This is a genomic window from Natrinema caseinilyticum (assembly GCF_024227435.1).
GTDB classification, from domain to species: domain Archaea; phylum Halobacteriota; class Halobacteria; order Halobacteriales; family Natrialbaceae; genus Natrinema; species Natrinema caseinilyticum.
The window spans coordinates 33291-51957 of record NZ_CP100445.1 but is presented as its reverse complement, the minus strand read 5'-3'; the positions used below and the strand labels follow the sequence as shown (position 1 = coordinate 51957).

Below are 18667 nucleotides of genomic sequence, written 5' to 3'. Positions count from 1 at the left end.
ATGCGGCTTGCGGAGAGGACAGCGGAGCGAACGGGCTACTCGAACGATCCGACACGGAGCGCGTACTCGCCGCGCGTCTCGCCGTCATCGTGGTACTCGACCGGCTCTTCGACGACGGCGACCGTCCCGGAATCGACGGCGGCCGCGGTTGCGATTCCGTCGACGTCCGCGGTCCCGCCGTCACCCCGGTCGAGGTCGAACCAGCGGACGCCGTGCGTCTCGGGATCACGCACTCGGAAGTTCTGGGCGCAGGGAGCGACGATCCGCTCGCCGCCGACGCCGAGACCGTGAACGAAGCCGCGGAGTTCGTCCTCCCAGACGAACTCACCGAGTCCGTCGAACGCGACGATTCGGTGTTCGTTCGGATGTCGATTCTCGGTCTCGCGGCTCGCTTTCGCGTAGGTGTTCCCGGTCACGAACGCCACCCGGTCGTCACTCGCGGTGACGTGATTCGGATACGCGTACAGCGTCTCACCGTCGATTTCGGTTTCGCACGCGAGGTCGACGCTCCATCGCTCGGCCCCGCCGGGACCCAACAGATAGCCGCGCTTGTCCCCGTGGCTCGAGACGGCGATCGATTTCCCGTCGACGGAGACATCGCCGACGCGTCGGTCACCCACCGTTCCGGGGTCCCAGGTCCATTCGACGCCGCCGGCCTCGGTCTCGAGGACGACGAGGCCGGTGTCGTGGTCGCCCATACAGCGGTTGTAGCCGACCGCGAGGCGCTCGCCATCGGCGTCGAGATCGAGCGCGATCGGTGAGGCGTCGGTCCCGTAGCTCCAGCGTACCGTTCCATCAGCCTCGAGCGCGTAGACCGCGCTGTGCCACCGGCGGATCTCGCCGTCGCGCTCGTAGCGGCGCGCGGCCGCATAGAACACCTCGTTGCCGTCGGCGTCTGTTCCGATCTCGAGCGCGACGACGTAGGGAAGGTAGAAGACGGCGTCCTTGACCGCCTCGCCGAGATCGTCGACGGTGTCGTAGCGCCAGCGCCGGTCGCCCGTCTCGGCGTCGTAGGCCGCGATTGTTCCCGTCTCACCGCGGCCGGCGACGACGATCGTCTCGGCGTCGTCACCCGCGATCGATGCGATCCCGACCGCGTGGTCCGGATGGTCGGCCGTCCAGCGCGCCGCGAGCGAGTCGGCGTCGCGGGCGGTGACCGTGCCGTCCCACTCGCCGGTGACGACGAGGTCGCCGGACTCGGCGACGTCGACTGCGGATCGGGTCCACATGTGTCGGCTCCGGGCGGGCTCGATCTCGCCGAGGGGGACCGACCGGAACTCGGTCTCGGAATCGGCTTCGCTCATCGTTTCGCTCATCGTCACTCCTCGACCGGAAAGGTCTCGTGGAGGGTGTCGTGGGCATCCCCGAGTCCGTCGACGATGCTCTCTCCCTGTACGCTCAGCCGCGCTACCGCTCGCTCGGCGTCGCGAACGGCAAGCAGTCGTCCTCGCGTATAACCGTACTCGGGGTCGTCGCTGTCCATCGCTGCGATCGATTCCTCTAAATCGACCAGCGCCGCGTCGAGGTGGCGCTGGACCTCCGCGAGGCTACCGGCCTCCGCGAGGCCCCGAATCGGGCCCTCGAGGTGGCCCTCGAGTTCTTTTTCCGCGTGTTCGCGGGCGCTATCGTCCCCGACGCCGAGGACGCTCATCAGTCCGAGTCGCAGTGCTTCGATTTCGTGACAGCTCATGGGTCGTGTGTTGAATCGGGTTCGTATCTGCAGTCGGTTGGCGTGCTATTCCACGTGGACACCACGATAATTCGCGCGGCTACAGCGTCTGATCGACGAGGTCGCTGACGATTCGGTCCCGGTCGAGATGGTCGCCCACGATCCGCTCGGCGTCCTCGCTCGCGACATCGCCGTACCAGACCCCGTCGGGGTAGACCGCGACCATCGGCCCGTCGCCACACCGGCTCAGACAGGACGATCGCGTGATGCGAGCATCGCAGTGCGCTGAGTCGCGGGTTTCCTGTCGCAGTCGCTCGAGAACCGCCGGCGACCCCTGCTCGGCGCAGGTCTGATTCATGCAAACCGCGACGTGCTTTTCCGGCGCGTCGTGGCTGTGGGGTTCGTCGTCGACGTCCTCGCGGTCGGCGTGGGCCTCCTGGTGGGCCAGCGCCCGGAGCATCGCTCGCGCGCCGCCGACGTCCTCCTCGTAGCCCTCGAGGTCGACTTTGTACTTGCACGTGTCACAGGACATTTCCACGCTCCCGCTTCGGGCCTCCTGCCAGCGATCGGCGAAAACGTCGAGTAACCGGGAGTCGGTTCCGAGCGGGTCGCCGGCGAGCGCGTCGACGTACGGATACTCGTCGTGGAATCCGCCCGTCCAGTCGCGCACGCGTTGGGTAAGGACGCCGTCCCCGAGCATGTACGGCAGGACGACGACGGCGTCGGGCCTGTGTTTCGAAAGGCCGTGGAGCGTGTCGTCGAGGGTCGGTTCCGTCACACCGATGAACGTCGCCTCGACGCGATCGAACGCGCGGCCTTCGAACAGCAGGCGGGCGAGTTTGTGAACGTCGCCGTTGGCGTCCGGATCGCTCGAGCCCCGCGCACAGAGGACGACGGCGACGTCGTCCGCGCTGCGATCGACGTCCAGGTCACACTCGACGGCGGCGGCGCGGTCGTCCAGGAGGTCGAGAATCGCCGGATGAACACCCAGGTGGCCCCCGTTGTCGATCTCGAGGTCGTGTTCGGCGCGAGCCCGCTCGATCGAGAGCGGCACGTCGTTTTTCACGTGGCTCGCGGCGAACAACGAGCAGTGGACGACGGTCACTCTCGACACGACGAGTGCGAGTTCCGCGAAGGCCTCGTCGATCGCGGGCTCCGCGAGTTCGAGGAACGCGGCGTCGACCGGGATCCCGAGCCGGGACTCGAGGTCGGCGGCCAGTTCGCGAACCTGTTCGTTCGACTTCTCGTGCCGGGAACCGTGGCCGACCAGCAGGACGGCCTCGTCGTCGAAGCCGGGCGCGGGCGTGGTCTCGTCGGGTGTACTCATCGGTAATCGTTATTTTGGTCGGTCTGTTGGCTACTCGTCGTCGTACGCATCGGCCTGCTCGAGGCTCTGCTCGAGTTTGCGCCGGCGACTCGGCGCGAACAGTCCGGTTTCCTCGCAGTCCCCGTAGCACCACGTCCCGAAGTCGGGCGCGGCGGCGTCGTCGACGCCGAACCAGTAACCGCCCGACGAGGTCTCCGAGAGCTCGTCGACGGGCGCGTCGACCGGACACTCCGCGATCAGCTCCCGCGCGAGCTCGAGCAACGCTCGATCGTCGTGAACGAACGAGATGCCGACCGTTCCACTGGAGGACTTGAAACAGATCGTGCCACAGCCCTCGAGCAGGCCCCGGAGCAGTTCACGATCGTGGCTCGCGAACGCACCGAAGCGATAGTTTCCACGGCCGTCGACGGGGAGGCCGAGCGCGCCGCTCCGTCCGAGCAGACCCGCGCCGGCGGGATCGTCTCGTTCGCTCCCCTCTCCGTCGATTGACAGCGCGTACTCGTCTTCCGTGCGCGTGATCGAAGTGTCGTGGGCGTAGTCGCGGGTGGTCGTCTCATGCTCGAGGTCGCCGCCCGCGACCGCGGCGAGCACCTGTGCAGATTCCTCGTCGTTGGTCACCACTTCGATTCGGTCGTCCGAGACGTCGCCGCTACCGGCGACGTGACCCCAGAAGTACGCCGTCGCGGGGTGGCCCGCGAGCGGATCCAACGGGACCTCGACTTCGGTCGGAGCTTCCGTACCGCTCATTCGCCCACCTCCCGGACGACGATTGCGTCCGTCGGGCAGGCCGCGGCGGCCTGCTGGGCCTCGTCGATGCGGTCGTCGTCGAACGTCGCGACGACGCGCTCGGCGTCGTCAGTCACTTCGCCCTCGCAGTCGTAGACCGGATCCGCGCCGGGATCGATCGTCGCGAGGCCGTCCCCGCCCTCGACGAACCGCGGGTCGCGGGTCAGGCAGGCGAAGATGCCGTCACAGGCGTCTTTCTCGATGGTGACTTCGTATCGTGGCATAGTGGTGTCGTTCGCTGGTGGGATCGTCGCTCAGTAGTCGTACTTCGTCTCGTAGCCGCGCGGGGTCACCATCCGGTCGTCCCAGACGTAGGTGTCCTCGGTGCCGACGACGATCGTCGTCGTCATGTCGATGATCTCGCTCTCGCCGAGTTCCTCGAGTTCACCGAGTTCGGTGATCGTCACCTGCTCGTCGTCGCGGCCGGCCCCGTGGACGATGCCGACCGACGTGTCTGGATCGCGGTGAGCCAGGAGGATCTCACAGCACTTCTCGTAGTTCTTCCGGCGCTTGCGGCTCCACGGGTTGTAGATGGTGATCGTGAAGTTCTCGCTGGCCACCGAGTGCAGTCGCGACTCGATCTCCGGCATCGGGACGAGGTGGTCCGAGAGCGACACCGAGACGGTGTCGTTCACCAGCGGCGCGCCCAGTCGGGCCGCACAGGACTGGGCCGCCGGCACGCCGGGAACGACCTCGAAGTCGACCATCGAGGCCGTCGCGCCCTTGGACTCGAGTATCTCGAGTGCGAGCCCCGCGAGCGCGTAGACGTTCGGGTCGCCGCTCCCGACGATGGCCACGTCGTTTCCAGCGAGCGCACGGTCGATCGACTCCTCGGTTCGGGAGACCTCGCCGCACATCGGCGTGTCGTAGACGTCGTCGGCCTCCTCGGTGATTTCGTCGGGAATCAGCTCGATGTAGGTCGTATAGCCGACGATGTGATCGGCCTCGAGCAGCGCCGACTTCGCTCGCTCGGTCATCCCCTCCGGATGGCCGGGACCGAGGCCGACGGCGATCAATTGACCGGGCGAGGCGTCGAAGTCGTCGACCGTCGCGCCGACCTCCCGCTCGTTACTGCTCGAGTCGTCGGAACTCGAGGCGCTGCACACGCTCGAAGACGAGGCACTCGAACTCGAGGACGCGCCGCATTCGGAGCTACTCGAGTCGTCGGTGCTGCTCGAGGCGCCGTAGTTCGAACTCGAGTCGTCGGTGCTCGCTTCGCTCGGCGAGGCACCGCAGTTGGAAGTCGATTCCGTGTCAGCATCCGCGTTGGTGTCCGTGCTCATGGGTGTCTGCGGTTTGGTTCAGAAATCGTCGACGTCACGCCCGCCGCGGGGGGTGACGAGGTACGTTCGGTCGTCGTTGCGCCAGGTTTCGGTCTCGTGATTGCCGATGATCAGCGAGGTTCCCATCCCCGACACCTTGTCGTCGTGGTCGGCGGCCTCGCCCAACGTCGTGATGAACTGGCTCTCGCCGTTGCGCCCGGCGTCTTCCCGGCCGGCGTCGTTGACGATGGCCACGGCGGCGCCGTCGGTCCGCTCCTCGCGGACGATATCGACGGCCTTCTCGTAGTTGCGCCAGCAGTTGTAGAGAACGATCACGAAGCCAGAAATCGCGGCTGCGCGAAGCTTCTCCTCGATCTCGTCCCAGCCGCGCCACTTGTCCGACAGCGAGACCGTACAGAAGTCGTTACACAGCGGCGCACCGACGTTGGCAGCGCCGCCGAGCGCCGCGGTGAGGCCGGGAACGATCTCGATCGGCACGTCCGTCGCGTCCGCTTCGTCGGCCATCTTGAAGACGAGATCCGACTTGCCGTAGACCGACGGGTCGCCGCCGGAGACGTGTGCCACGTCCTCTCCCTCCCGGACGTAGTCGAATGCCGCGCGGGCGAGTTCGGTCTGGCGGCCCATCGTCGAGCGGACGATCTCCTGCGTGGATCCGTCGTCTCGAGTGGCGATCCCGTCCACGTCGGTTCGCTCCTCCGGTGGGATCGTCCCGTCGGCCCGCAGGAACTCCTGGTAGAGGCTCGAAGCGATGACGACGTCCGCCGATTCGATAACCACGGCGGCCCGCTTGGTCATGTGGTCGGGTAGGCCGGGACCGATGCCGACGACGGAGAGCGTACCGTGGTCGGCGGGGGTGCCGTCGGCCTCGGCGCTCGCGTCCGTGGCGTCGGTTTCGGTCCCGCTCATCGACCGATCGCCACCGTAACCTCGCCCTCGTAGCTGATTTTCTCGAGTACGAGTTCCTGCTCGGCTCCACCTGCGATTGCGGCGGCCTCGGAGACGCCGGGCCAGCCGATCAGTTCCTTCGACTTCGAGGGGGTCGGCCCCTCGTGTGCGAGCAGCGTTTCCTTGTCGAACGCGACGACGCCGAGGTCGAGTTCCCGGGCGGCCGCGAGCAGGCCGTCCTCGTCTTCCTTTCGCGTCGCGGTGGCGACGAACTCGACGTCGGCGAGGTCGTCGTCGGTTTGCTCGAGGGCCGTCTCCCACGCGGCGAGGAACGCCGCTTTACTCGCACCGGAGACGCTGCCGGTGCCGACGACGATCCCGTCGTCCGTGTTGCGCTTGAGGACCGTCACGTCGTCGCCGACGAGCACGGCCTTCGGGCCGTCGAGTCTGGCCACGGGCCCGAGGGTGTCGTCCAGGACGGCGAGGTTCGTCTGCACCGTCGAATCGCCGTTGACGATGTGGGCGTCCATCGCCTTCGCGCGCGACTCGACACCTCGCTTGCCCGCGGCTTCGCTCGCGGTTGTCATCGCCGGGACCGCGCCCATCGTCGCGAGGTCCTGTGCGACTTGATTCGCGCCGTGGTGGCCGCCCGTGATCGGGATGGCCCACGTCAGTTCCTCGTCGACGACGCAGATGGCCGGATCGTCCCACTTGTCGTCGAGCAGGTGGGCCGTCTTCCGCATCGCGATCCCGGAGGCCATCAGACCGACGAAACAGTCGTACTCGCCCCAGTGCTCCTCGAAGACGTCGCCGTGATACTCGATGACATCGACCGTCTCGTAGCGATCACCGATTCCCGCTTCGATCTCCTCGGCGGTGTCCATCTTCCGGTCGAAGGAGACGATCGCGATCTCCGTCGCGACTTCGCCGTCCGAATCCGGCGTCGAACAGTGACCGCCCTCGGCGTCCGATCCACCATCGTCAGTCGTATCCGCGTTCTCAGTTCCTGAGCTCATAGCCGAACCTCCAGTAAATCGAACGGCTCGCGGCGTTCCCAGCCGCAATTCCGGCGCATCTCAGTCGTCACCCGCTTCCGTCTCGCCGGCGGTCTCCGACGACGCAGAACCACCGGTGGCCCAGTCGCCGTAGAGGAAGGAGCGTTCGTAGCCCGCGCCGGTCACGGCGTCGCCGACGACGACCAGCGCCGAGGCGCGATACCCTGCTTTCTCCACTTTGTCGGCGATGTTCCCGATCGACCCGACGATCACGTCCTCGTCCGGCCACGAGGCGTGGTAGATCACCGCGACCGGCGTCTCGGGGTCGTGATCGTCCTCGAGAAGCCGATCCATCGTATCGCGAACCGCGTGAGTCCCGAGGTAGATACAGGTCGTCACGTCGCCCATCTCGACGAAGTCGGAGATGTGGTCGTCCGCCTCGGTCAGGGTCCTCCCTCGCGGCCGCGTGAACGCGACGTGGTTCGCGACTTCGTTGAGCGTCAGTTGGGTCCGAAGCGTCGCACTCGCGGCAAACGCGGACGTGACGCCCGGCACGAAGTACGTCGGGACGCCCTCGTGTTCCAGCGCGTCCATCTGCTCGAGCGCCGCGCCGTAAATCGCGGGATCGCCGCTGTGCAGGCGGACCACGTTGTCGCCGCCCTCGTAGGCGTCCCGCATCAGGGGGATCAGCTCCTCGAGGTCCTTGCCGACGGAATTTACCAGCTTCGCGTGGGCGCAGTACTCCTCTATCAGTTCGCTGTTGACCAGTGAACCGGCGTGGACGACGAGGTCGGCCACCTCGAGTAGTTCCGCCCCGGCGACGGTCAGCAGGCGCGGGTCGCCGGGGCCGGCTCCGACGAAGGGGATCCCCTCCTGTTCGTCGCCGGCGCTGTGCTCGAAGATCCGATCGTCCAGTCCGTCGCGGCGCCGCTGGCTTTCCGAGTCGATCGCGTCCTGCGGGTCGGTTTCCGCGTCGTCGGTCATCGGTGCCCTCCGCCGTGTCCGCAGTCGCCACCCTCGCAGCCGTTCGCGCGCTCTGTGGCGGCCCGTTCGTCGTCGCTCACCTCGCGGCCGCCGTCCGAGCGGGCCTCCGACTCAGTGCGATCGGTCTCGAAGGCCGCAGTCGCCCGCTCGACCTGGAGGTCCGCTTTCTCGGCGTAGGCGAGCGTGTAGTAGTCGCGCTGGTCGATCGCTGCGGGATCGTCAGTGACGAGCGTCTCGCCCTGCTCCATGAATAGCCGGCGGCCGTAGGTCACCTCGTAATTGGCCTCGGCGAGGCCCTCGTGGGTGGCCGGCGCATCGGTTACCTTGAACAGGATCATCCGATCCGGCCCCGTCGGGCTGTGGCCGCCGGCGGCCTCCCGCAAGGAGAGCCCCGCACCGGCCTCGATCTCGACCCCCAGCGCGGTCGCGAAGGCCGTTACCGCGCTCACGCCGGGGACGATCTCGAGGTCCACGTCGGGGTGGAACGCGTCGATCGTCCGGCGGAGGTGCCCGAAGGTCGAGTACACGTTCGGGTCGCCCAGTGTGACGAACGCGACGTCGCCGTCGCGCGCGTTCGGGGCGATCTCCGCCGCGGCCTCCTTCCACGCCGCCCGCAGTTTCTCCTCGTCTCTCGTCATCGGGAACTCGAGATCGCCGATCTTCGACTCGTCGACGTGCTCGAGCGCGACGGTCCGCGACAGGCGGCCCGGCGAGTAGACAACGTCGGCGTTCTCGAGGACCCTCTTCCCGCGGACGGTCACGAGGTCGGCCTCGCCGGGTCCGAGTCCGACGCCGGACAGCGTCATCGGGTCGCCTCACCGCCGTCGGCGACTGTTTCGGTGCCATCGCCGTCTTCGTCCGACGTCGCGCTCCCGACCAGCATGTAGACCGGGTTGTCCGCGTCGAAACTCGTCGCGCCGGCCAGTTCGTAGCCGTGGCTCACCTGGAACTGGACGATCTCGCGGAGCAGGTCGCGCTCGCGGAAGGCCGCCGCGGCTCGCCCGGCAACCTCGAGTCGGGAAACGTTCATCACGACCCGATCGATGGCGGTTTCGACGGCGTGGTCGAGCACGGCCTCGAAGTTACGGCTCCCACCCAGAAAGAGCGCATCGGCGTCGTCGGGCAGCCCCGCGGGCGCTTCCGCGTTGCGCAGTTCGACGTCGGCCCGGACCGACTCCTCGTTCGCGGCGAGGTTCCGCTCGGTCGTCTCGAGTCGCTCCGACTTTCGTTCGAGGGCGGTCACCCGCCCGGCTCGCTGTGCGGCTTCGATCGTGACGGCTCCCGTACAGGAACCGACCTCCGCGAAGTGATCGTCCGACTCGAGCGCGAGCTTCGACCGAACGACGGCACGGACCTCCGACTTGGTCGGTCCGGCCTTCGCGTCGTGTGGAAGCGCGATGGGGGACATCATCCGATTCAACAGAGCCCTCCCGTAAAACAATTTTGTTTGTAGTAAGGCAACTACGGTTGCTCACCTGCATGTGCAGTATCGCAACTAGATTTGTCGACGCGAGCGTGACGGTCCGGCGCAGAAGGAGGCGCGCGAGCGTGACGCGTCGCTCGAGTTTGTTGGGAGTGGGGCAACTCGTCGCACCGACGACTCTCGCGATGACTCGACGCAGTCCGTCGCTACCACTCCATGCCGCCGTTGATGCCGAGCACCTGCCCGGTCATGTACTCCGCCTGATCGCTGGCGAGAAACCGGATCATCCCGACGATGTCCGACGGTTCGGCGAACCGGTCAAGCGGGATGTCCGCTCGAATCTTGTTCTGGACCCGATCGGGCACCTTCTCGAGCATGTCCGTCTCGGTGAAACCGGGCGCGACGCAGTTGGCCGTCGAACCGTGGCTGGCGAGTTCCAGCGCCAACGTCCGGGTGAAGGCGAACAGTCCGCCCTTCGAGGTCGCGTAATTCGCCTGGCCGTAGTTGCCCTGCTGGCCGACGACGCTCGAGATGTTGATCAGCCTGCCGTGGTTCGACGTTTTGACGTCCTCGTAGAACGCCTTCGTGCAGTTGAAGGTCCCGTTCAGATTGACGTCGATGACGGCCGTCCAGTCTTCGTACGTCATGTCCTCGAACGTTCGATCGACGGTGATTCCCGCGTTGTTGACCAGCACGTCGATCCCGCCGAGTTCGTCGTGGACGTCCTCGGCCATCCGCTCGACCTGCGCCGGCTCGGAGATGTCAGCCTGCACCGGGATCGCCGTCTCGCCGTTTTCCTCGATGGTTTCGGTCACCTCGAGCGCACGGTCCTCGGACGAGCGGTAGTTGACCACCACGTCGGCACCACAGCGGGCGAGTTCGAACGCGATTTCGCGACCGATCCCGCGTGAGGAACCGGTGACGAGACAGGTGCGGTCGGAAAGCGGCTTGCGCTCCAGGGGTTCGAGTCGGTGAACGGTTTCGGCCATACTAGCTCGTACGCGATCGTTCGTGTTAACTACTTGACTCGGTTTCAGAATCCGTGAATGACCGCGCGAGCGTCAGTTCGCCGTCGCGACGCGCTCGAGGAACCGGTCGAACGCCCCGCTCTCGGGGTGGACGTGGACGTACGTGCCGAGCGACAGGTACTCGGTCAGGCCGTCGTGGTCGCCGTCGATGCCGTCGCCGCGGACCGTCTCGAATGCGAACCGGGCGTCGTCGTCGACCGCGGCGCTCGAGTAGTGGAACTCGTGGCCTCGAATCCGCTCGCCGGCGTTCGCCGTCAGCGTTCTCCCGATCGCCTCGAGTTCGACGTGATCCAGCGCCTGATACCGATCGTGCATCCGCACGTCCGACGGAAGGATGCCGGCCATGGCGTGGCGTTCGCCGTCGGTCGTGGTCAGCGATCGGCTCATCGCCATCAGTCCGCCGCACTCGCCGAGGACGGGGAGCCCCTCGGCAGCGCGGTCGCCCAGTTCCGTGAGGGTGCCGGCCGATTCGAGTTCGTCGGCGTGGAGTTCGGGATACCCACCGGGAAGATAGACAGCGTCGCAGTCGGGGACGGGATCGCCCGCAACTGGCGAGAACGAGATCACCTCCGCCCGCTCCCGGAAACGGTCGATCGTCGCCGGATACCGAAAGCAGAAGGCCCCGTCGCTGGCGACGGCGACCGTGGCGTCGACCGACTCGGCGGGCTCGATCGGCGTCTCGGGGGCCGGCGGCTCGCTCCCGACGGCCGCCAGTCGCTCGATCCGGAGGGAGTCGGCGGCCGCCCGAAGCGCGTCAGTCGGCAGCGCGGCTTCGGCCCCCATCTCGAGGCCGAGATGTCGATCGGGTATCTCGAGGTCGCTCGAGGGAGGAATGCGACCGAAGTACTCGAGATCGTCGGGCAAGGCGTCACGGATTCCCCGTTCGTGGCGTCCGCCGTGTGCGCGCTGGGCGACGATGCCGGCGACGTCGATATCGCGACCGATCGTCTCGGCGTACTCGCGAAACCCGAGCGCCGTCGCCGCGACGCTCTCCATGCCCGCGTTCGCGTCGACGACGAGGACCACCGGCAATTCGAGGGCCTCCGCGACCAGAGCGGTACTCGAGCAGTCGCCATCGTACAACCCCATCACACCCTCGACGACGCAGACGTCGCCTTCGCCGCGGTGGTAGTTCCGTCGAAGCCCGTCTTTCCCCTCGAGCCAGCAATCGAGCGTCCGGGAGGGGCGACCCGCGACCGCCTCGTGGTGGCTCGGATCGATGAAGTCCGGTCCCGCCTTGGCCGGTTGGACCGCGTACCCGGCCGACTCGAGCGCTCGGATCACCGACAGCGCCGCGACCGTCTTTCCGACGCCGGAGCTGACACCGCCGAGGACGATCCCTTTCATCGTCCCCGTTCCGGGCCGAGGGCCGTCGCCTCCATCGGTCGGTCACGCACCGTGGACTGCGGGAGTTTTACCATTGCTTTATTTGTATTAGTACAATTGTACTTGAACCCATCGGAGATCGCTCCGACGCGCGACGAGATGGTGCACCCGCCTTCGGCTGTTTCCGTCGACTGCGACGCGCGCCTTCGGCCGCCGACGAACGGTGTGAACAGTTCGCACTACCGACGAGTTTAACCGCCTGAGTCGGTTACGACCGCTCCCTCGAACCATGAGCGGTGACCACCGAACCGAGACCGAACGCGAACTTCAGAAGGCGCTTCGCCACCTGAGTGCCGCTCGAGAGGAGGGCGACCTCAGGAAGACCAACGACGTCGCACTCGAGGAAGTCTCGAATACCGTGTCGACGGTGCTTCGCGAATACGAGGGCGACGAGTAGCGAGCGACGGTGGTGGGCCGTACGAAGCGAGCGACGGTAACTGACCGGTTCAGCTACTCGGTACTCTCGCGAATGACCATGACTTTGACCCGCCGGACACCGTCGAAATCGCGGAGACGATAGGTGAGTTCGCGCACCTGTTCGGCCGGCCCCCGACAGAAGAGAGACTCCAAACACCACTCGCCCTGGTGCGTGTGGCTCGTGTTCTGGATCACGTCTTGATAGTCGTGCTGGACGGCGTGGAGGGCACCGATCACCTCGTGGTGGCGATAGTCGAACCCGACGAGCGCGATGACTTCGCCGCTCGTCTCCTCGAGTTTGGTGTGTGATTCGATGTACTCGAGCATCGCCTCTCTGGCAGCACGTGATCTGTTCTCGATCCCTTGCTCCTGCCACACCCGGTCGAATTCCTCGACGATTTCGTCGGGAATGTTGAAACTCGTTCGCATACCCGCACCTCGTCCCGACGAGGCAAACGTCCTCTGCATCGTGCTCTCCCCCGTTTCGATAGTGACTACCCCCACGACTGAAGTCGTGGGCTTTCTCCTCGAATCTGTGTAACAACTCCTCCGCGAGTGGCCTGCGCTGTCTCTCGGAGAGCAGTGGTACCGAGCGAATCGGTCAGTGTCCTCCTCGGCGCGGTCGCACTCGGTGCCGTCCCCGGAGTGGAGCCGGATCACGGGCTCGCGACCGACTCGACCAGGTGGCCGGGGAAATGACCCGCGACGAGACCATCGCGACGGCGGGCCGCCGTCTCCCTCCCACGCGAAGTTGCCTCCGGCCTCGTAGTGGTGGACGAGTTCGGCGATGAACTCCTCGCGGCGCTCGCCGTCCGCGAGGTGGCCGTCGATTTCCTCGCGGAGGTCTTCGCTCATCTCGATGGTGGGGCTCGAACGGAGTCGTCTGACGGCGACCCGGAAGAGAGCAGGGCCGTCGTACTCTCTCCGGTTCGACGACCGACTACACCGGCTGGCGAACCGCGAGCACGACCAGATCGGAAAACGGCGTGTCGTCTCGTCCGCTCCCCCCGGCGAATTCCGACAGCTCCGCGAGCGTGAACCGATGGATTTCCTCGTCGTCGTGGGTCAATCGCTCGAGGACGAGCGCCTCGAGCGTCGGTTCGGCGCCCTGCTCGAGCAGAGAGGCGGCGATATCGGCGGGCATCCGATCGTAGGGCCGCGGAAGCACGAGCAGATGCCGATCGTGAACCGCGGCCGCGAGTCGGTCCATGTCGGACTCGAGGTCGCCGCTTTTGTGGAGCGTCACGAACTCCGCGTCCTCCATCGGCGTTCGGGCGCGGCTCGCGGCGACCTGGAGCGACGAGATGCCGGGAACGATACGAACCGGAACGTCGGACTCCCCGCGTTCGACGGCGTCCCGATGGGCGTGCGAATCGGGGTTCCTGGAAGCGCGTTCGACGGCGTCCTGTACCTTTCCGACGAACTGATAGCCGGAGTGGTTGGGATCGCCCATCGCGACGGCGGTCCCGGACTCGCCGGCCGCGACGCGGTCGGCGAACTCCTCGAGTGTCGCGGCTTCGTCCTCGTACCCGCAGGTCAGGAGGTCGGCGTCCGTCTTCTCCGCGACGAACTCGACGACGGTCGCAAAGCCGACGACGACGTCCGCCTCACCGATCGCTCGCTCTCCACGCGGTGTGAGGTACTCCGGGTTCCCGGGACCGACGCCGACGGCGTAGACCGGGTCCGCCATCTCCTCGTTTATATCCGGCTCAGCACCACCCGCGGCGAATCTCGCCGGATCCGGTCCCGCGTCGAGGTCGTAGTCCCCGCTCATCGGTTCTCGCCGGTTTCGGCTCGCGTCTCGGCGTCGAGGCCCAACTCGAGGCCGTCGGTCCGGACGTCCGTCGCGACGTGGATCAGTTCGTTCGTCAGCGCGGCGGCCAGCCCGCTCCCGCCGCGGCGGCCGACGTGCGTGATCGCCGGCACGCCGTACTCCTCGCTGACGGCGCGGATGCGCTCGCGGCTCTCCTCGGCCTTGACGAAGCCGACGGGGGTTGCGACCACGACCGCCGGCCGCGTCCCCTGCTCGATGCAGTCGGCGAGCGCCAGCGCCGCCGTCGGCGCGTTCCCGATCGTGACGATCGCGCCCTCGAAGGCGTCGGCCTCGTCGAGTTCGAGCATCGACGCGGCGGTCCGGGTCATCCCCGTTTCTTCGGCGAGTTCCTTCCCGTGACCGATCGCCTTCGAGACCTCGCAGTCGTGACCCCGGCCCGTGACACCGGCTTTCACCATCGTGATGTCCGTGACGATGGGTGCCTCCTCGAGCACGGCCCGCGCGCCGGCTCGAACGGGCGCGTCCGCGTCGTCGCCGACCTCGTCACACCCGGTGAACGCGAGTAGGTGCTGGAACTCGATATCGCCCATCGAGTGGACCGACTTCTGTCGGATCCGATCGGCCAGCGTCTCGTCCGGGGTGAACTGCCGGACGATATCCATGCTCGTCTGTGCGATGTCCATCGCGTTCCGTGTCGTTGCGCCCAGATCCGCGTACTCCGTCTCGAACTCCTGGCTGTCGCTCATCGTGGATCACGTTCCGCGAGTATCGGCTGCCGGCCGAAGACGGTCGACCGCCGCCGCGCCGCCGTCAGTCATCGTTTGCTACCCCCACGGCCTCGTTGGTCGTCCGCCCCTCGAGGTCGCCGTCGACCTCGAGGTTCAGATCGCGAAGGCGGTCGATCGTCCCGTCGTCGGCGTCCCAGAGATCGCGCTCGATCGCCTCGAGCAGGGTGTCCGTGATGGACTCGAGCGCCCACGGATTCACCTCGCGCATCCACTCCTGTCGATCGTCGTCGAAGGCGAACTTCTCGGCGACCTCCGCCCAGAGGATGTCGCTGACGACGCCGGTCGTCGCGTCCCAGCCCAGCGTCACGTCGACGGTCGTCGAGAGATCGCCGGCGCCCTTGTAGCCGTGGTCCTCCATCGACTCGAGCCAGTCGGGGTTGAGAACGCGCGCACGCATGGCTTTGCGGACCTTCTCTTCGTTCGTATAGACCGAAACGTTGTCGGGGTCCGAAGAGTCGCCGACGTACGAGGCGGGTTCCTCGCCCGAGATTTCGGAGACGGCCGAGATGAATCCGCCGTGGAAGGCGTACCAGTCCGACGAGTCGAACTCGTCCTGTTCCATCGTGTCCTCGAGTTTGACGGTCGCGTCGACGCTCGAGAGCCGCCGTTCGAACGCGTCGTGGGCGTCGGAGACGCGTCCTCTCGAGCCCATCGCGTAGCCGCCCCACTGGACGTAGACGCTTGCGAGATCGGACCGGTCGTCCCAGTTGCCCTCGTCGACGGCCTTGTTAGTCCCGGCGCCGTAGCCGCCGGGCCGGGTCGTGAAGACGCGGTGTTTCGCCGCTTTTCTGGCGTCCGATTCGTCGAGTCCGTCTGCGGCCTCGAGTTCGGCCCGGTCCTCCTCGACGTGTTTCTTCACGTAGTTCATCTCGAGCGGTTCGTCGAGATCGACGACCGCGTCGACGGCGTCGTGGATCACCCCCGCGACAGCCGGGAAGGCGTCCCGAAAGAGCCCGGAAACGCGCGTCGTCACGTCGATTCTCGGCCGCCCGAGGGTCTCGAGGGGAATCGGTTCGACGTCGTCGATCCGGCCGGCGTCGGTCCACTGCGGTTCGACGCCCATCATCGCGAGCACCTGGGCGATCGTCTCACCGCGGGTGCGGACGGTGGGGGTTCCCCACGCTACCACACCGATCTCTTCGGGATACGCCCCGTTCTCGGAGCGATGGCGCTCGAGGACGCCCTCGGCCACCTCGCTGCCGACCTGCCAGGCGGCTTTCGCCGGAACCTTCCGCGGATCGAGGGTGTAGAAGTTCCGCGCGGTCGGCAGCAGATCGACGCCGCCGCGGGTCGGCGCACCCGAGCCTCCGGGTGGGACGTACGCTCCCGAAAGCGCGTCAGCGGTTCGTGGAATCTCGTCCTCGGCCCCCTGAACGCGCGGCTTTGCTTCATCACAAACGAACGCGAGCGCCTCCCGAAGGTCGTCGTGGGCCCCGGATTTCGCTCGCCCGTCGCCGATCGTCTCGAGGTCGACCACGAGCAGGTTGGTGTTCACCTCGTCGTTCGGGCCGGCTTCCCGCTCCGATGCCGGCACGTCGAAGTCGTGCGCCGCGAGCGTCTCGATTAGCTCGACGCTGGTCTCGTAGACCGCGTCCGCGGCTTCGGCGTACGTCATCCCGAGGGCGTCGTCGTACTCGCCGGGCGACTCGAGCATGGTCTCGTAGTCGACGCCGAGTGCGCCGGCCACGCTCTCGCGCAGGCTCGGCGCGCCGGGGTTCTCGAGCCGAGTGAGCGCGACGAGATACTCCACGAGGCGCTCGCCCTCGGGCGGTTCGGACATGGTGTGGAGTCCGAGCCGGATCTGGGTCGTCTTCACGTCGGTGAGATACTCGTGTATTCGCTCGACGAGGTCGTCGATCTCGAGGTCGTCGCCGTCGACGTCGCCCTCGGCGAGCGTCGAGCCGGCCTCGTCGGGACCACGGACGTCGGCCTCCTCGTCGATGGTTCCTGAAACCCCGAGTTCGACGGCGAGGTCGAGTTCCTCGACCGTCTCGCGGATCAGCGTCTCGAGGTGGTCGCCGTCGTCCGTTCGAGCGTCTTCCATACCGGCCTCGCGGTACTGATTCGCGAGCTCCTCGAGCTCCGAGAGTTCGTCGTAGGTGCCCGCCGACCGCATGACCGGCGTGAGGTAGTCGACGATCGCCGCGTACGAGCGGCGCTTGGCCTGGGTCCCCTCGCCGGGGTTGTTCACGATGTACGGGTAGACGTTCGGGACGTCGTCGATCAACTGATCGGGCGCGCTCTCGCCGTTCAGTCCGACGGTCTTCCCGGGGAGCCACTCGAGGCTGCCGTGGGTTCCGAGGTGGACGATCGCGTCGGACTCGAAGCTGTTACGCAACCAGCCGTAGAACGCGTAATAGTCGTGTAGGGGCTGGAGGTCCGAGTCGTGGTAGACCTTCGAGGGGTCCATCCCGAACCCGCGCGGCGGTTGGACGGTCACGAGGACGTTGCCGAACTCGACGCCGGGGATCGCGAACGGCCGGTCCGGCGGATCGCCCCACTCTTCGACGACGTTTTCCTGAAACCGCTCGTCCGCCGCGTCGAACCACCGCCGGTACGCGTCCGGCGACACCACGTCGACCGACAACTCCCGGACGTCTTCCGGGGCGACCCAGCGGTCCTCGAGCGTGAGCTGTGCCGTCAGCCGACCGACGAGCGACTGCCCGCTTTCGGGCACCTCGTCGCCCAGGTCGTACCCGCGCTCTTCGAGTTCAGAGAGCAGGTTGACGGTCGATTCGGGGCTGTCGAGGCCGAACGCGGTCCCGATCCCGTCGTCGCTCGGGGGGTAGTTGTGCAGGACGACCGCGACCCGCTTGTCCTCGTTGGGCGTGTGTCGGAGTCGGGCCCAGTTGACGGCCAGCCGTGTCGCGTGGTCGATCCGATCCTCGATCGGGAAGTGATGCTTCGGCGCGGAACCGATGCCCGCCTCGTCGTCGGTGCGCTCTTTCCCCGAGATGGGGTGTGTGACGACGTTTCCGTCGAACTCCGGCAGCGCCACGGAGAGGGCGAGTTCGAAGCCCATCACGCCCGTGTCGCTGGACTCGTAGCGCGACCGCGAACGCATCGTGGTGACCGTCTGCAGGACGGGGACGCCGAGACGGTCGAGGAAGACCTCTTCGGCGCTGGAGCCTTCGTCACTGGCACTCCGGCCCCGTTCGTCCATCGAGAGGGAGAACATGAACGACGACAGGACGGCGTCGACGATCGGGTAGTCGGTGTCAGTGAGGAGCCAGTTGTCAGTCACCCACTCGGCGTCTTCTTGCTCGTCGGTATCCGTCGCCGGATTACAGAAGATCGGAAGGGCGTTCGCACCCTGTGCCTCGAGCGCCCGGACCTGCGCGTCCACGTAGCGGGTGTTCTCGTGCGTCCAGTGGGACTCGTAGAACCAGATCGCGACCGTCGGCTTCTCGGGATCGAACGTCGCGAGCAGGTCGTCGTACTCGATTCCCGGATAGTCGGGGTGATACACCCCCTCCGTGGGCAGCCCGACCGGCTCGTCGTACTCGACGGGTCGGCCCTCGTACTCGGCGACGAGGAACCGACACAGATTTTCGACGTTGATCGTTCCGCCCTTCTCGAGGTAGTCGGAAACGACGTCGCGGTGTGGTGGCGCGACCGTCGTGTCCTCGACGGCGAACGCGTCGCCGGTCGATTTGACGATCAGCGGAACGCCCGCTTCGGCGAGCGCATCCCTCGCGTAGTCGTAGCCCGGCATACTGTCTTCGGCCCCGTGCAGCCAGAAAATCGCTGCCGCGGCGTCGCGCAATTCCTCGACGAACTCCTCGACGGCGGCTTCGTCCGCGAGGTCGCTCTCCGAGCGGACGACCAGTTCGATGCCCTCGAGACGCTCCGCGGCTCGACCGATCGAGCCGAGTTCGTTCTCCGTCGCGGTGTAAATACCGATGCGTGCCATCGCGTTTTT

18 protein-coding genes and 1 pseudogene are annotated in these 18667 nt (G+C 66.8%); 1 reads left to right on the top strand and 18 read right to left on the bottom strand.

Annotated elements, in window-relative coordinates; all coding sequences use genetic code 11:
* Positions 1–35 precede the first annotated feature (35 nt).
* The 13 genes from NJT13_RS00250 to NJT13_RS00190 all read right to left on the bottom strand — a co-directional run bounded on the left by NJT13_RS00250 (position 36) and on the right by NJT13_RS00190 (position 11727).
* The gene (locus NJT13_RS00250) at positions 36–1316 is read right to left on the bottom strand and encodes an outer membrane protein assembly factor BamB family protein (RefSeq protein ID WP_254523504.1); all 1281 of its coding nucleotides are present in this window, start codon (positions 1314–1316) and stop codon (positions 36–38) included.
* Positions 1317–1318: 2 nt separating this feature from the next.
* Positions 1319–1690, bottom strand: a complete 372-nt coding sequence (locus NJT13_RS00245) for a DUF3209 family protein (RefSeq protein ID WP_254523503.1) — start codon at positions 1688–1690, stop codon at positions 1319–1321.
* Between the two features lie 79 nt (positions 1691–1769).
* Positions 1770–2996, bottom strand: coding sequence for a CbiX/SirB N-terminal domain-containing protein (locus NJT13_RS00240; RefSeq protein ID WP_254523502.1), 1227 nt, complete (start codon positions 2994–2996; stop codon positions 1770–1772).
* 30 nt (positions 2997–3026) lie between these two features.
* The gene (locus NJT13_RS00235) at positions 3027–3743 is read right to left on the bottom strand and encodes a cobalamin biosynthesis protein (protein ID WP_254523501.1); all 717 of its coding nucleotides are present in this window, start codon (positions 3741–3743) and stop codon (positions 3027–3029) included.
* Positions 3740–4006 carry a ferredoxin gene (locus NJT13_RS00230; protein WP_254523500.1) on the bottom strand — a complete coding sequence of 89 codons (267 nt, stop codon included), beginning with the start codon at positions 4004–4006 and terminating at the stop codon, positions 3740–3742. The genes NJT13_RS00235 and NJT13_RS00230 overlap by 4 nt, the downstream gene beginning before the upstream one ends.
* 30 nt (positions 4007–4036) lie before the next feature.
* Positions 4037–5065 (bottom strand): precorrin-3B C(17)-methyltransferase, encoded by a 1029-nt coding sequence (cobJ, locus tag NJT13_RS00225; protein WP_254523499.1) that lies wholly within the window; start codon positions 5063–5065, stop codon positions 4037–4039.
* 18 nt (positions 5066–5083) lie between these two features.
* Entirely contained in the window at positions 5084–5971 is an 888-nt protein-coding gene (locus NJT13_RS00220) for a precorrin-3B C(17)-methyltransferase (protein ID WP_254523498.1), read from the bottom strand.
* Complete coding sequence (gene cbiG / locus NJT13_RS00215) at positions 5968–6966, bottom strand: cobalt-precorrin 5A hydrolase (RefSeq protein ID WP_254523497.1); 999 nt, start codon at positions 6964–6966, stop codon at positions 5968–5970. The genes NJT13_RS00220 and cbiG overlap by 4 nt, the downstream gene beginning before the upstream one ends.
* A gap of 60 nt (positions 6967–7026) precedes the next feature.
* Positions 7027–7929, bottom strand: a complete 903-nt coding sequence (locus tag NJT13_RS00210; RefSeq protein ID WP_254523496.1) for a cobalt-precorrin-4/precorrin-4 C(11)-methyltransferase — start codon at positions 7927–7929, stop codon at positions 7027–7029.
* Positions 7926–8735, bottom strand: a complete 810-nt coding sequence (locus NJT13_RS00205; RefSeq protein ID WP_254523495.1) for a cobalt-factor II C(20)-methyltransferase — start codon at positions 8733–8735, stop codon at positions 7926–7928. Before NJT13_RS00205 ends, NJT13_RS00210 begins: the two co-directional genes overlap by 4 nt.
* The gene (gene cbiT / locus NJT13_RS00200) at positions 8732–9337 is read right to left on the bottom strand and encodes a precorrin-6Y C5,15-methyltransferase (decarboxylating) subunit CbiT (protein WP_254525352.1); all 606 of its coding nucleotides are present in this window, start codon (positions 9335–9337) and stop codon (positions 8732–8734) included. Before cbiT ends, NJT13_RS00205 begins: the two co-directional genes overlap by 4 nt.
* A 221-nt stretch (positions 9338–9558) precedes the next feature.
* Entirely contained in the window at positions 9559–10341 is a 783-nt protein-coding gene (locus NJT13_RS00195; RefSeq protein ID WP_254523494.1) for a 3-oxoacyl-ACP reductase family protein, read from the bottom strand.
* A gap of 72 nt (positions 10342–10413) precedes the next feature.
* Positions 10414–11727 carry a cobyrinic acid a,c-diamide synthase gene (locus NJT13_RS00190; RefSeq protein WP_254523493.1) on the bottom strand — a complete coding sequence of 438 codons (1314 nt, stop codon included), beginning with the start codon at positions 11725–11727 and terminating at the stop codon, positions 10414–10416.
* A 268-nt stretch (positions 11728–11995) separates the two neighbouring features.
* On the opposite strand from NJT13_RS00190, the gene NJT13_RS00185 reads away from it, so the two are divergent.
* Positions 11996–12163 (top strand): hypothetical protein, encoded by a 168-nt coding sequence (locus NJT13_RS00185; RefSeq protein ID WP_254523492.1) that lies wholly within the window; start codon positions 11996–11998, stop codon positions 12161–12163.
* A gap of 53 nt (positions 12164–12216) precedes the next feature.
* On the opposite strand, the gene NJT13_RS00180 is transcribed toward NJT13_RS00185, so the two are convergent.
* The 5 genes and pseudogenes from NJT13_RS00180 to cobN form a co-directional block, all read right to left on the bottom strand.
* Positions 12217–12612, bottom strand: coding sequence for a CopG family ribbon-helix-helix protein (locus tag NJT13_RS00180; protein WP_254523491.1), 396 nt, complete (start codon positions 12610–12612; stop codon positions 12217–12219).
* 327 nt (positions 12613–12939) lie between these two features.
* Positions 12940–13038 (bottom strand): annotated as a pseudogene (locus tag NJT13_RS23345) (DUF7557 family protein); the annotation flags it as partial.
* Between the two features lie 85 nt (positions 13039–13123).
* Positions 13124–13957 carry a cobalt-precorrin-7 (C(5))-methyltransferase gene (locus NJT13_RS00175; protein ID WP_254523490.1) on the bottom strand — a complete coding sequence of 278 codons (834 nt, stop codon included), beginning with the start codon at positions 13955–13957 and terminating at the stop codon, positions 13124–13126.
* Positions 13954–14703 (bottom strand): precorrin-8X methylmutase, encoded by a 750-nt coding sequence (locus tag NJT13_RS00170; protein ID WP_254523489.1) that lies wholly within the window; start codon positions 14701–14703, stop codon positions 13954–13956. The genes NJT13_RS00175 and NJT13_RS00170 overlap by 4 nt, the downstream gene beginning before the upstream one ends.
* A gap of 64 nt (positions 14704–14767) precedes the next feature.
* Positions 14768–18658 carry a cobaltochelatase subunit CobN gene (gene cobN, locus NJT13_RS00165; protein ID WP_254523488.1) on the bottom strand — a complete coding sequence of 1297 codons (3891 nt, stop codon included), beginning with the start codon at positions 18656–18658 and terminating at the stop codon, positions 14768–14770.
* Between the last annotated feature and the right edge of the window lie 9 nt (positions 18659–18667).